General features: G+C 38.3%; 12 protein-coding genes. All 12 read left to right on the top strand.

From position 1 onward, the window contains the following. Nucleotides 1-28: 28 nt before the first annotated feature. Nucleotides 29-298 (top strand): 30S ribosomal protein S15, encoded by a 270-nt coding sequence (gene rpsO, locus P3U61_RS07285; protein WP_014614062.1) that lies wholly within the window; start codon nucleotides 29-31, stop codon nucleotides 296-298. Nucleotides 299-456: 158 nt separating this feature from the next. Then, on the top strand, nucleotides 457-2,550 hold the full coding sequence (gene pnp, locus P3U61_RS07280; RefSeq protein ID WP_015729052.1) for a polyribonucleotide nucleotidyltransferase: 2,094 nt from the start codon (nucleotides 457-459) through the stop codon (nucleotides 2,548-2,550). A 510-nt stretch (nucleotides 2,551-3,060) separates the two neighbouring features. Then, nucleotides 3,061-4,734 (top strand): ribonuclease J2, encoded by a 1,674-nt coding sequence (gene rnjB, locus P3U61_RS07275; RefSeq protein WP_014614059.1) that lies wholly within the window; start codon nucleotides 3,061-3,063, stop codon nucleotides 4,732-4,734. A gap of 138 nt (nucleotides 4,735-4,872) precedes the next feature. Continuing rightward, the gene (locus P3U61_RS07270) at nucleotides 4,873-7,236 is read left to right on the top strand and encodes a DNA translocase FtsK (protein ID WP_063284343.1); all 2,364 of its coding nucleotides are present in this window, start codon (nucleotides 4,873-4,875) and stop codon (nucleotides 7,234-7,236) included. Between the two features lie 5 nt (nucleotides 7,237-7,241). Further along, nucleotides 7,242-7,958, top strand: a complete 717-nt coding sequence (locus P3U61_RS07265) for a GntR family transcriptional regulator (RefSeq protein ID WP_014614057.1) — start codon at nucleotides 7,242-7,244, stop codon at nucleotides 7,956-7,958. Between the two features lie 33 nt (nucleotides 7,959-7,991). After that, a complete protein-coding gene (gene yfmF, locus P3U61_RS07260; RefSeq protein WP_037543167.1) occupies nucleotides 7,992-9,266 on the top strand; it encodes an EF-P 5-aminopentanol modification-associated protein YfmF in 1,275 nt (424 codons plus the stop codon). Next, nucleotides 9,259-10,548 (top strand): EF-P 5-aminopentanol modification-associated protein YfmH, encoded by a 1,290-nt coding sequence (yfmH, locus tag P3U61_RS07255; RefSeq protein ID WP_063284344.1) that lies wholly within the window; start codon nucleotides 9,259-9,261, stop codon nucleotides 10,546-10,548. The genes yfmF and yfmH overlap by 8 nt, the downstream gene beginning before the upstream one ends. Beyond that, complete coding sequence (gene ymfI / locus P3U61_RS07250; protein WP_037543163.1) at nucleotides 10,545-11,249, top strand: elongation factor P 5-aminopentanone reductase; 705 nt, start codon at nucleotides 10,545-10,547, stop codon at nucleotides 11,247-11,249. Before yfmH ends, ymfI begins: the two co-directional genes overlap by 4 nt. Nucleotides 11,250-11,305: 56 nt before the next feature. After that, on the top strand, nucleotides 11,306-12,151 hold the full coding sequence (locus P3U61_RS07245; RefSeq protein ID WP_014614053.1) for a DUF3388 domain-containing protein: 846 nt from the start codon (nucleotides 11,306-11,308) through the stop codon (nucleotides 12,149-12,151). 18 nt (nucleotides 12,152-12,169) lie between these two features. Further along, entirely contained in the window at nucleotides 12,170-12,565 is a 396-nt protein-coding gene (locus P3U61_RS07240) for a helix-turn-helix domain-containing protein (protein WP_014614052.1), read from the top strand. A 41-nt stretch (nucleotides 12,566-12,606) separates the two neighbouring features. Continuing rightward, a complete protein-coding gene (gene pgsA / locus P3U61_RS07235; RefSeq protein WP_014614051.1) occupies nucleotides 12,607-13,191 on the top strand; it encodes a CDP-diacylglycerol--glycerol-3-phosphate 3-phosphatidyltransferase in 585 nt (194 codons plus the stop codon). Between the two features lie 220 nt (nucleotides 13,192-13,411). Beyond that, on the top strand, nucleotides 13,412-14,587 hold the full coding sequence (locus P3U61_RS07230) for a CinA family nicotinamide mononucleotide deamidase-related protein (RefSeq protein ID WP_015729058.1): 1,176 nt from the start codon (nucleotides 13,412-13,414) through the stop codon (nucleotides 14,585-14,587). Nucleotides 14,588-14,651 lie beyond the last annotated feature (64 nt).

Genomic DNA, 14,651 nt, shown 5'->3' with positions numbered 1-14,651 from the left:
CGAAAAATTTAAAGGAGGAAATTGACAAATGGCAATTTCACAAGAACGTAAAAACGAATTAATCAAAGAATACCGTACACACGAAACAGACACTGGTTCACCAGAAGTTCAAATCGCTGTGTTAACTGCAGAAATCACTGCATTAAACGATCACTTACGTATTCACAAAAAAGACCACCATTCACGTCGTGGTTTATTAAAAATGGTAGGACGTCGTCGTCACTTATTAAACTACTTACGTGACAAAGACATCCAACGTTACCGTGAATTAATCAAGTCATTAGGTATCCGTCGTTAATTTTAATCATTGCGCACGTGCTAGTGGCATTACAGGAAGGAGCTGGGACATTTATCGTATCCGGCTCCTTTTTTAACTATTAAAAGATGTTTATGTAAGATATAATTGAAATGTAAAAGGCTACGAAATGTTTAAAGAGGTAGGAGAGGAGATTTATAATGTCTCAAGAAAAGAAGGTTTTTAAGACGGAATGGGCAAACCAGCCGTTAACAATAGAAACAGGACAACTCGCAAAACAAGCGAATGGTGCTGTACTCGTACGCTACGGGGACACAGTTGTTTTGTCTACAGCGACAGCATCAAAAGAACCACGCGATGGCGACTTTTTCCCATTAACTGTCAATTATGAGGAAAAAATGTATGCCGCGGGTAAAATTCCAGGTGGCTTCAAAAAGCGTGAAGGACGTCCAGGTGACGAAGCGACATTGACTGCACGTTTAATCGACCGTCCTATCCGTCCATTATTCCCAGATGGCTATCGTCATGATGTCCAAATCATTAATACTGTATTGAGTGCGGATCCTAACTGTTCACCTGAAATGGCAGCGATGATCGGATCGTCAATGGCGTTAAGTGTATCAGATATTCCATTCCAAGGCCCAATTGCGGGTGTGAATGTAGGCTATGTTGATGGCGAATATGTCATTAACCCGAATTTAGAACAACGCGAAAAGTCACGTCTTGATCTAGAAGTAGCCGGTCATAAAGACGCGGTGAACATGGTTGAAGCGGGTGCGAGTGAAATTACTGAAGCAGAAATGTTAGAAGCAATTTTATTTGGCCATGAAGAAATCAAACGTTTATGTGCATTCCAAGAAGAAATTATTGCGCATTTACAACCTGAAAAACGTGAATTTATTCCTGAAGAGAAAAATCAAACGCTCATCGATTCAGTGACGCAAATGACAAAAGATGAGAATTTAAATGGTGCGATTCAAACGTTCGACAAACAAGAGCGTGACGCGAATCTTGATGCAATTAAAGAACGTATTTTAGCGAACTTTGAAAACGAAGAAGATCCTGAAAATGAAGCATTATTAAAAGAAGTTGGCACAATTATTAATACTTTAATTAAAGATGAAGTACGCCGTTTAATTGCAGATGAAAAAATTCGTCCAGACGGTCGTAAACCTGACGAAATCCGTCCATTATCATCAGAAGTGGGCTTATTACCACGTGCACATGGTTCAGGATTATTTACACGTGGACAAACACAAGCATTGTCAGTGTTAACGTTAGGCTCTATTTCTGAATATCAAATTATCGATGGTTTAGGTGAAGAAGAGCACAAACGTTTTATGCACCACTACAACTTCCCGAACTTCTCGGTAGGTGAGACAGGTCCAGTACGTGCACCAGGGCGTCGTGAAATTGGTCATGGTGCGTTAGGTGAACGTGCATTAAGATATATTATTCCAGATGAGAAGACGTTCCCTTATACAGTGCGTATCGTAAGTGAAGTGTTAGAGTCTAACGGTTCTTCATCACAAGCGTCTATCTGTGGTTCAACTTTAGCGTTAATGGACGCGGGTGTGCCGATTAAAGCACCAGTTGCAGGGATTGCGATGGGTCTTGTTACGCGCGAAGAAAGCTACACGATTTTAACGGATATTCAAGGTATGGAAGACGCACTGGGTGATATGGACTTCAAAGTTGCAGGTACGACTGAAGGGATTACTGCGATTCAAATGGACATTAAAATCGACGGCTTAACGAAAGAGGTCATTGAAGAAGCGTTAGAACAAGCGCGTAAAGGTCGTTTAGCCATTTTAGAGCATATGATGCAAACGATTGACCAACCAAGAAAAGAATTAAGTGCTTATGCGCCTAAAGTAGAAATCATGCAAATTAAACCTGAAAAAATCCGTGATGTCATCGGACCAGGTGGTAAACAAATCAACGAAATTATTGATGCGACGGGTGTTAAACTTGATATCGAACAAGATGGTACAGTTTTCATCGGTTCAACTGAGCAAGACATGATCAATCAAGCACGTGCATGGATTGAAAGTATCGTTCGTGAAGCAGAAGTCGGTCAAGTGTATGATGCGAAAGTAAAGCGCATTGAAAAATTCGGTGCGTTTGTGGAACTGTTCCCAGGTAAAGATGCATTAGTTCATATTTCACAAATTTCGAACGAACGCATTAACAAAGTGGAAGATGTATTGAACATGGGTGATACACTGAAAGTGAAAGTGACTGAGATTGACAAACAAGGTCGTGTGAACGCTTCTCATAAAGTGTTGCTTTAAAATTAACAAAGCATGACATTTAAATAGATGAACTTAAAAAACAGAAGTAGATGTGACATATGAGCATTGACTTCTGTTTTTTTGCATAGTGAGAGACAATTCTAAGGAGTGCGGTATATTTGAGGAAAATAAACATTTTGTCAGGTATAATCATTCTTGTACTATTACTCGGTGGGATTTTGCTGGATTTTTTACACCACTCTGAACTGATTGTGGTGATGTATAACCTGATTGCCTTTGTCATTATGATGTTACTTTTTTTAAATGCATCTCGGAATTGAGGATTGTTTAGAAATAGTTACCAATGCTTAAGGCTAAATATAATACGTTGATACATATTTTTTAATGTAGGAGGATCATTTGTAAAGCAACATCAATCATTTATTGTGTATACAAAATCCTCAACCTGTCGTCCGAGAAACACTTTAATAGTGTACAGAGTTTCCATTATCCACTATAATAAAATATGAATGTAAAATGGACGGGCTATATTTATTAGGAGGTAAAATTTTGAATTTAGTAAAGAAGAAAAATAAAGACATACGCATTATCCCCCTCGGTGGCGTAGGAGAAATCGCCAAAAACATGTATATCGTCGAAGTAGATGATGAAATGTTTATGCTTGATGCAGGGTTAAAGTTCCCTGAAGATGAAATGTTAGGGATTGATATCGTTATTCCTGACATCCAATACGTATTAGAAAACAAACATAAATTAAAAGGGATTTTCTTAACACACGGTCATGAACATGCGATTGGTGCAGTTTCATACATTTTAGAACAAGTTGAAGCGCCGGTTTATGGTTCTAAATTAACGATTGGTTTAGTGAAAGAAAACTTAAAAGCACGTCAAATTAATAAGAAAATCCGTTATTATGTGGTCAATAACGAATCTGTCATGCGTTTTAAAGGTGTGAATATTACATTCTTTAATACGACGCACAGTATTCCGGATAGTTTAGGTGTATGTATTCATACGTCATACGGTGCCATCGTTTATACAGGTGAGTTTAAATTCGACCAAAGTTTACACGGTCATTATGCACCTGACATGAAGAAAATGGCTGAATTAGGCGAGGAAGGTGTGTTCGCATTATTAAGTGATTCCACTGAAGCTGAAAAACCAGGCTACAACACACCTGAAAACGTCATTGAAAGTCATATGTTTGATGCGTTTGCGAAGGTGACTGGACGTCTTATCGTGTCATGTTATGCATCGAACTTTATTCGCATTCAACAAGTGTTAAATATCGCTAATAGACTAAATAGAAAAGTATCATTTTTAGGCCGTTCATTAGAAAGTTCATTTAGTATTGCACGTAAGATGGGCTATTTCAACATTCCAAAAGATCTATTAATTCCTATGAGCGAAGTTGAAAATTATCCGAAAAATGAAGTGATTATCATTGCGACAGGGATGCAAGGTGAACCTGTTGAAGCGTTAAGCCAAATGGCACGTCAAAAACATAAAATTATGAACATCCAAAAAGGGGATTCTGTATTTCTTGCGATTACCGCTTCAGCCAATATGGAGGTCATTATTGGTAATACTTTGAATGAACTTGTACGTGCGGGTGCCCATATTATACCAAACAACAAAAAAATTCATGCATCAAGTCACGGTTGTATGGAAGAGTTGAAATTAATGCTCAATATGATGAAACCTGAATACTTCATTCCAATTCAAGGTGAGTTTAAGATGCAAATCGCGCATGCAAAACTTGCGAGTGAAGCAGGTGTAAATCCTGAAAAAATCTTCTTAGCTGAAGCAGGCGACGTTATTCATTACGATGGTGAAGATATGAGCTTGAATGAAAAAGTGAATGCAGGGAATGTGCTGATCGATGGTATTGGTGTCGGTGATGTCGGTAATATTGTATTACGTGATCGTCATTTACTTGCAGAAGATGGTATTTTTATCGCTGTCGTTACGCTTGATCCAAAGAACAGAAGAATTGCGGCGGGTCCTGAAATTCAATCAAGAGGCTTTGTTTACGTACGTGAAAGTGAAGCGTTATTGAAAGAAGCTGAGGAGAAAGTCCGTGAAATTGTAGAAGCTGGTTTACAAGAAAAGCGTATTGAATGGTCTGAAATGAAACAAAATATGCGTGATCAAGTGAGTAAATTACTCTTTGAAAGTACACGTAGACGACCAATGATTATTCCAGTGATTTCAGAAATATAGTTTTAAAATCAGTGTGAAGTTCAAACAAGAAAACGAATCTTACTCTTTGAAAGCCACGCCATTTTTAAAGAGGAGATTCGCTTTTTTCATCATACAGGTTGATGACATCATTTTTTAGAAAGTAGAAGGTGACGAAGCATGGCGCAAACCAAGAAACGGAAATCCCAAACGACGCGCAATAGAAAGCGTACTTCGAAAAAGAAACAAAATGATACGCCTATGCGATTTACACTCGTTATTGTGATGGCGATTGTCATCATGTTAGGCGTGTTTCAACTCGGACTCGTTGGAATTGCCATTGATAGCTTTTTTAATTACTTATTTGGTTTAACACGTTATCTTACATACTTTTTACTCTTAATAGCGCTTGGTTTTATCGCATATAACGGTAAATTACCTAAAACGCGTCGATTGACTGGTTCGATTGTCTTACAAATTGCGCTGTTATTTGTTGCGCAATTATACTTCATGGCAACTGGCGGTATGAGAGCGAAACGTGAGCCTGTGTTATCTTATGTGTTCCAAAGTTATGATGCGGCTGAGCATATGCAATTTGGCGGCGGGTTATTCGGTTTTTATTTGATGCATGTGGTGTTGCCACTCATTTCGCTTGCTGGTGTCGTTTTACTTACACTTGTGTTACTCGTTTCAAGTGGCATTTTATTACTGAAAAAGCGCCATCGTGATGTGGCAAAAGTGTGGTTGGAACAATTTAAACAATCAACAGCCTCGTCATATGAAAAGGTGAAGGCACATCAATCTGAACGACGTGTGACAAGAAAAGAAAAAAAAGAACAGAAGCGACTCGAGCGCGAACAACAACGTGCAGCAGAGCCGAAAGATGTGTCGGATTTTCCTGAAGTCGACATTCCAGAAGAGGAACCGACTGATTATCCTTCGATTCCTATTTTCGGTCATCATTCTGTAGAAGTGGATGCACCAAGTCAGCCAGTGCAAAATGAGATGACACCACCGACGCAACCCGATATACCAAAGCGTCATAAAGCTGAGACAGAAACACACAGTGAAGTAGAGAGAAGCGGCTCAGAAGGTAGTATTACTGAAGCGGGTGCAGCAGAAAATCTACAATACGAAATCCCACCACTGTCGCTACTAAAAGAACCGAAACGTCAACAAACGACTTCTAAAACTGAAGTTCAACGTAAAGGAAAGTTACTCGAAACGACATTAAAAAACTTTGGTGTCGATGCGAAAGTGACGCAAATTAAAATTGGACCGGCAGTGACGCAATATGAAGTTCAACCGGCACAAGGTGTTAAAGTAAGTCGTATCGTCAATTTACATAACGATATTGCACTCGCACTTGCCGCTAAAGATATTCGAATTGAAGCGCCTATTCCAGGTAAATCGGCTGTAGGGATTGAAGTGCCTAATCAAAAAGTAGCGATTGTTACGTTAAAAGAAGTATTGGATGAAAAATTCCCAGCTAAAAATAAATTAGAAGTGGCATTAGGTCGAGATATTTCAGGTGAACCGATTACAGCAGAACTGAATAAAATGCCGCACTTATTAGTCGCAGGTTCGACGGGGAGTGGTAAATCAGTTTGTATTAACGGTATCATTACGAGTATTTTGTTGAATGCCAAGCCACATGAAGTCAAGCTCATGATGATTGACCCTAAAATGGTAGAATTAAATGTGTACAACGGTATTCCGCACTTATTAACACCAGTTGTCACAAATCCACATAAAGCTGCACAAGCACTTGAAAGAGTTGTGGCAGAAATGGAAAGACGCTATGATTTATTCCAACATTCTGGTACGCGAAATATCGAAGGGTATAATGACTTTATTACGCGAAAAAATAAAGAGCTTGAAGAAAAAGAGGCGTTATTACCGTATATTGTCGTCATTGTCGATGAGTTAGCTGACTTAATGATGGTAGCAGGTAAAGATGTTGAAACTGCCATTACACGTATTACACAAATGGCACGTGCTGCAGGGATTCATTTGATTATCGCAACACAACGTCCGTCAGTCGATGTCATTACCGGCTTGATTAAAAATAATATCCCATCTCGTATCGCATTTGCGGTGAGTTCGCAAACAGACTCTCGTACAATCATTGATAGTGGTGGTGCTGAGAAACTGTTAGGTAAAGGGGACATGCTCTTTATTAAAAATGGCGGTTCGACGAGAACACGTGTCCAAGGTGCCTTTTTAAGTGACCAAGAAGTACAAACGATCGTTGATTACGTCGTGGCACAACAAAAAGCGAACTATGTAAAAGAGATGGAACCAGATGCGGTAACAGAAGGTAGTACAGCAAGCGAAAGTGATGATCCGCTTTACAAAGAAGCTTATTTATTCGTACTTGAACAACAAAAGGCGAGTACGTCACTGCTTCAACGCCAGTTTAGAATTGGTTATAATCGTGCATCAAGAATTATGGATGATTTAGAACGTAATCAAGTGATTGGCCCGCAAAAAGGTAGTAAACCGAGACAGATTTTAGTTGATTTAAATGGTGGAGAGGTGTAACGCATATGTCTGTAAATCCTGATGTGAATATTGTAAAAGAATGGATTCTTAAAGAAATAGAGGCAGAAAACATTAAACCTGGCGAATCGTTACCAGGTTTATTGGCCATTGCACGTCAACTCGATGTCACAACGGATAATGTACAAGTAGCCATTCATGAGCTTGTGACCGAACAAATTATTACACAAAATTTTGAAGAGGGGGCACGTGTTAAAATTCCGCAACCGTTTTTCTACCCTTTAGATGAATTGATGAGCATTGGCCGGATGATTTCTGATAAAGGTTATGAAAGCGGAACGGTATTTTTAAGTCTTGATGAAGAAATCGCTTCTCTCGACGACTGTAAAGTGATGCAATTAGAACCGAATTCACCGATTACAGTGATTGAACGTATACGCACAGCTAATAGTCAGCCTGTTGTATATTGTTTGGATAAGGTGACAACAAACGTATTGGCTCATTTTGGGACACATAATCAACAAACGTCCATTTTAAAAGCGATTGAAGCTGAGAGTCATCAAACGATTGCTTATGCTGAAACTGAAATGGAAGCCATTAGTTATGAACCTTATATTTCAGACGCACTAGAAGCTGACCCCCAAGACGGGCTCATGTTATTGAGACAAGTCCATTACACAGAAGATGGCACGCCGATACTCTATTCTTTAAATTATTTTAAAAGTAGCCTAGTGAAGTTTCGAACAATTCGAAAACGTCTATAACTATATCAAAACCATTGTTAAAGGAGGAGTTGCATGAAACAACTTCAAGATTACCCGGATCAACGTATATCCGTTTTATCAACAAACAAATTTAAAACGACGACGATGACATTTAAATTCATGGCCCCATTAGATAAAAAAACGATGACTCAACGTTCTTTGTTAAGTAAATTACTCGTCCGTGCCACACAACAATTTCCAACAGATAAAGTATTCAATCAATATCTCTCTGAATTGTATGGTGCTTATGTCAATAGTTACGTGTCGAAGTACAAAGACCGCCACGTCATTACTGTTACACTTGAAATTGTAAATGAACGTTATTTGTTAGATGATGAATCATTGTTTGACAAAGGGATCGCATTATTAAAAGAGGTCATTCTGAATCCACTTGTTAAAAATGGTGCCTTTGATGAAACGTTTGTTGCACAAGAGAAAAGTTTATTGAAGAAAAAACTGACAGCGATTGAAGATAATAAATCACAAATTGCGTATTTACGTTTACTTAAGCATATGTTTGGTGAGCATCCTTACCGTTATATGGCAGCAGGCGACCTAGATGAAATTGATAGCATTACAGCGACAGACTTATATGATACATATCGTTCGATGTTAAATGATGACTACTGTTCAGTATACGTGGTAGGCAATGTTGAGGAAGAAGCTACAATTCAACATATACAATCAGAATTTAATATTCAACCTTTTACATATCAAGCGACACAATTCGGTCAACATATTCAGCATGATGCACCTGTTAATGAAGTGATTGAACAAGACAGTGTAGATCAGGCAAAATTAAACATGGGTTTTCGTTTTCCTACCCAATATGGTGAAAAAGATTTTTATGCATTTCTTGTGTTCAATATGATGTTTGGTGGAGACCCTTCATCAGTGTTATTCAATGAAGTCCGAGAACAAAAGAGTCTTGCTTACTCAATTCATTCACAAATTGATGGCAAAAATGGTTTCCTATTCGTCATGAGCGGCGTTTCAGCCAAAGATTACCAATTAGCCAAAGAAACGATTATTGAGGCATTTAACCGTTTTAAAACAGGGGACTTTACAGAGGACAAAATGGCATTAGCGAAGAAAATCATTTTATCGGGACGTAAGGAATCGAAAGACCGTCCGAAAAATATGATTGAAATGATGCATAATCAATTGTTGCTCGAAGTTCCAGAAACGGATGACCAATATGAAGCACGTATACAAGCCGTTAAACATGAAGACATTCAACGTCTCTGTCAAAATGCGCATCTTGATACGATTTATATTTTGACAAAGGAGGATGATACAGATGAATAAAACATACTATCAACAAATTGATGAAACGGTCTATCATTCTACTTTGGCGAACGGCTTGAACATGTTCATTATTCCAAAGAAGGATTTTCAAAAAACGTTTGTGACATATACAACGCAGTTTGGTTCATTAGACCATCGTTTTAAACCACATGGTGCAGATGAATTCGTTTCAGTCCCAGATGGTGTTGCTCATTTCTTAGAGCACAAGTTGTTTGAAAAGGAAGAAGGCGACTTATTTACAGAATTTGCCGAACATGATGCGCAAGTGAACGCATTTACAAGCTTCGACCGTACGAGTTATTTATTTAGCGCAACAAACCATATTGACGACAACATTTTACGTTTATTAAAAATGGTAGAGTCACCTTATTTTTCAGAAGCATCAGTAGAAAAAGAAAAAGGCATTATTGCAGAAGAAATTAAAATGTATCAAGAGCAGCCGGGATACCGTTTGATGTTTAATACGTTACGTGCGATGTATCAAGATCATCCCGTACGTGTCGATATTGCAGGGTCAGTTGAGAGCATTTATGAAATTACGAAAGACGATTTATATTTATGCTATGAAACGTTTTACCACCCTTCTAATATGGTGCTATTTGTTGTTGGTGATGTTGATCCTGAGCATATTGAAAATTTAGTTCGTACACATGAAGATGCACGCGGAATCGTGGCACAACCAGAGATTGAACGTGATCCACTCAATGAACCTATCGAAGTGATTGAGCACCAAGTCGTTGAATCGATGGCCCTTCAATCGCCAAGAATCATGCTCGGCTTGAAACATCCAGTCTATGATTTGTCTCGCCGTCAAGGTGTCAAAGAAGATATCGAAATGTCATTTTTCTTTGAGATGATCTATGGTGAAGAAACGAATTTTTATCAGTCGTTATTGAGCCAAGATTTAATTGATGATACGTTCAGCTATCAAACAGTCATTGAGCCGACATACAGTTTTTCATTAATCACATCGGCAACGACAGAACCTGAACAGTTAAAAACGTTACTATTAGACGAATTACGTGCACGAATCGGTACCTTAGATGACCAACACGCGTTCGATTTGTTAAAACGTCAATTTATTGGTGAATATATCTCGAGCTTAAATGCACCAGAATATATCGCGAATCAATCCACGAAGTTTTATTTTGATGGTGTGAGTTTATTTGAATTATTGAATGTGATCGATAGTATTACGTTAGATACGATGAATGAAACCGTTCGCCGTCGTATCGATATGAATGCACTTGTCGATAGTCGTTTGGAGATTAAAAAGCCATGAAAGCAATCGTCATCGGTGGTTCTGGAACAATAGGTCGTGCAATAACGCATGATCTTCTTTCAAATGGTTATGAAGTGATTGTGACATATCATCACACTCCGTTAGCAACTTTGATGGATGAATTTCAAGGGCAACCTGTGCAATTTGTGCAACTGGATTTGTCTCAACCTGTAAATCTCGAGGAAAAATTAGGTTTTGTGCGCAATTTAGATGCACTCATTTATGCGAGTGGTCATAGTTTATTTGGCATGCTACAAGATATGACAGATACCGATATTCATGAAGCGTATCAAGTCCATGTTTTTCATTTCATTAAAATGACACAATATTTTGTTAGCCAACTCATTCAAAGTCCACACGGCAGAATTGTAGCGATTTCGTCTATTTGGGGTGAAACGGGGGCTAGCTTTGAAACGATTTATTCTAGTATGAAAGCGGCACAAATTGGTTTTGTAAAATCGTTGGCCAAAGAATTAGCTCGTACATCAGTGACCGTCAATGCGATTGCCCCTGGTGTCGTCGCGGGTTCAATGACGGATGGTCTCGATCATGCAGCACGTACAGCATTGTTAGAGGAAGTGCCTCAAAATCGTTGGGTTGACCCAAATGAAATTGCACACGCCACGCGCTTTTTATTATCGCCATTATCGCAAAGTGTAACCGGTACAGTTCAACGTATCAATGGTGGTTGGTATTGCTAGTTTGATATAATGGGGATTAAAGATAAAAGCCACTGTTGACATTAAGGGGGATTTTAATGATTACACGAGAAAAACGCGAATGGTACTTAGAATATCAAATTAATGTGAATCGTGCAGGGTTATTAGGTGACGTTTCGAGTTTATTAGGGATGATGGGCATAAATATCGGAACGATTAACGGTATCGATCAGTCCATTCGTGCCTTTATTATTAAATCAGATAGCGAAGAAAAGATTAAACGTTTTGAGACATTGTTAAAAGAAATTGATGACATTTCGTTAAGAGTGTTACGCGAGCCTGAATTGAAAGATAGACTTGCAGTAAGACACGGACGATATGTAAAACAAGACGAACATGACAAAAAAATATTCCGTTTTGAAAGAGATGATTTAGGGTTACTCGTTGACTTTATGGCAGAGTTATTTAAAGAAGAAGGACACAAATTGATCGGTATTCGAGGCATGCCACGTGTCGGTAAAACAGAATCTATCGTTGCGGGCAGTGTTTCAGCGCATAAAAAATGGTTGTTTATCAGTTCGACACTTATTAAACAAACGGTGCGAAGTTCTTTAATTAAAGGTGAATACGATAAAGATCATGTGTACATTATCGATGGTGCTGTGACAGCAAGAGAAACGAATCCGAAACATCAGGAACTCGTGAAAGAAGTCATGACCTTACCATCTGTCAAAGTAGTGGAACATCCGGATTTATTTGTTGAAGCGAGTGACTATATTATGGATGATTTTGATTATATTATCGAATTGCGTGCCGAAGAAAACCAAGAAATTGAATATGAAGAAATGAAAAAGAAAACAGTCAGAAGTAAAAATAATTTAGATTTTGGTGATACTTTTGGTGGCTTTGGTGACGGTTTTGGTGATGGATTCGGTTCATTGTAACGATGGAGGGAATAACAGATGCGGACCATTGGAGAAGTATTACAAAGCAAAAGAGAACGTTTAGGTATGACGTTAACTGAACTAGAAAAAAGAACGCAAATTCAACGAGAGACCCTCGTGGATATCGAACAAAATCGTTTTGATCAGTTCAAACATCCGAACCACATTCGTGGGTTTATTCAAAAATATGCACAATCTGTCAATATCGATGGACGTATACTCATGGAAAAACATCATGAAGAACTCCCTGCAGTCCAACATCAAGCCCACGTGATATTAGAACAAATCGCCCAGCAAAAAGAGGTGCTAACTTTTACACAAACAGATCAACAACCTAAAAAAGTGGCGATTTTAATCGGTTTATTGACAGCTGTTACAGCGGTACTTTGGGTGCTCATGACCCTTATGTTATAATAAGCGTATCAGATATAGATTGAGTGAAAAGAGGAGCAAACATGAATATACCGAATCAGATTACCGTCTTTCGTGTTATTTTAATCCCTATTTTTATGTTATTTGCACTTGTAGATTTTGGGATGGGGCAAGTGACATTTTTGGGAGGACAGCCGATTCGTATTGAATTTTTAATTAGTGGAATCATCTTTATTTTGGCGTCGTTAAGTGACTTTTTAGATGGTTATTTAGCACGTAAATGGCAAATTGTTACGAATATGGGGAAATTTTTAGACCCACTTGCAGACAAACTACTCGTTTCTGCTGCACTGATTGTTCTCGTCGAACTTGGTTTAACGAATTCAGTCGTTGCAGTCATTATTATTGCCCGTGAATTTGCAGTGACAGGATTACGTTTATTGCAAATTGAACAAGGTTTTGTCAGTGCTGCGGGTCAATTAGGCAAGATTAAAACGGCAGTGACGATGGTTGCATTGATTTTAATTTTATTAGGAGAACCTTTCAGCCAGTGGATTGGTTTCAGCTTAGGACAGGTGTTATTATACATCGGTGTCTTTTTCACAGTACTTTCTGGTATTGAGTATTTTTACAAAGGCCGCGACGTATTTTTACAAGATAAAAAATAAGCAATGCACCTATTTAAAAATGATGATGACAATGAAGCAACCATCATTTTTTGTAACAATATTTCATTGATTAATAACAAACATGAATGGCTAGGGTCAGTTTCCTAGTCATTTTTTTATTCTTTTTAGCGTTTTTCTTTTTTATAAAATAGTGATGTAAGATAAAATGAAATGTAATGAATACGACAATCCACACGAACGAGAGATGGGGGACGAAAATATGAAAGTATGTATTATCGCAGTGGGATCAGAACTGCTGCTAGGCCAAATTGTGAATACGAATGCGCAATTCGTATCGCAAAAATTTAATGAAGCGGGACATCATGTGTTAGAACATATTGTAGTTGGAGATAATGCGCAACGTCTTGAAAATGTGACAAGACGTGCTTTACAACAATATGATGTGCTCATATTTACAGGGGGACTTGGTCCGACGAAAGATGATTTAACGAAACAAACAGTAGCAGAAGTGTTGAACAAAGACCTTGTCATGAATCAAGAAGCAATGGATTATATAGAAGATTACTTCAAACAACATGGTAAAGTTATGACACCGAACAATAAACAACAGGCTTTAGTCATTGAAGGTGCAGAAGTTTTAGCAAATCAAGTCGGCATGGCGCCAGGTATTTACGTCCGGCATGACAATCAACATATCGTGATGTTGCCTGGACCACCTAAAGAACTTCAGCCAATGGTCGAAAATGAATTGATCCCACACTTCTCTCAAGGTGGTCAAACGATTGAATCAGAAGTTTTACGTTTTTGCGGTATTGGCGAATCACAAGTTGAAACGGAACTGATGGACTTGATTGATGCACAGTCCAACCCGACGATTGCGCCATTAGCAGGAACGCATGAAGTGACAATTCGTCTTACAGCAAGTGGTGAGAGTAAGGAAGTAACAAAGCAGTTAATTGCACCGATAAAACAAGAAATATTAAAACGTATCGGATTGTATTACTATGGCTCGGATGACATGACGCCTGAGCGTGCGGTTTTACAATTACAACATCAAACGTTTACGGTATATGACCAAGTGACAGATGGGTTATTACATGCCCGTTTAAAGCAAGAAGATTCACAACATTTATTGAAAGGGTATATGCTACATCACCCGCAATTTTTAGATGCATCTGTTGCAATTGAAGATCAGCTCTATTCAGCGGCGTTGTTTGTGCAAGCACTTTATGACAGCGAACAGGCCATCAGCATACTGTCACAAGATAACACAGTTTATATTGGATTATTAGCTGGCGATTCATTTCAAGTTAAAACTATTAAAATGACGCAAATGAGGCATCTGCAACGTGACAGAAGTCAAAATTATATTTTAATTACGTGGTTAAATTGGTTAAAATTTCCTGAAAACCAGTCATTAATTGATCAAATATAAGTACATGCGTTCTATTTTGGAGAAAATGCAGTCCAAAAATAACGAACAAACATTCGCAAAACAC

The organism is Staphylococcus pseudintermedius, from assembly GCF_034042775.1.
Classification (GTDB): Bacteria; Bacillota; Bacilli; order Staphylococcales; family Staphylococcaceae; genus Staphylococcus; species Staphylococcus pseudintermedius.
This window is presented reverse-complemented; position numbering and strand designations above follow the sequence as displayed.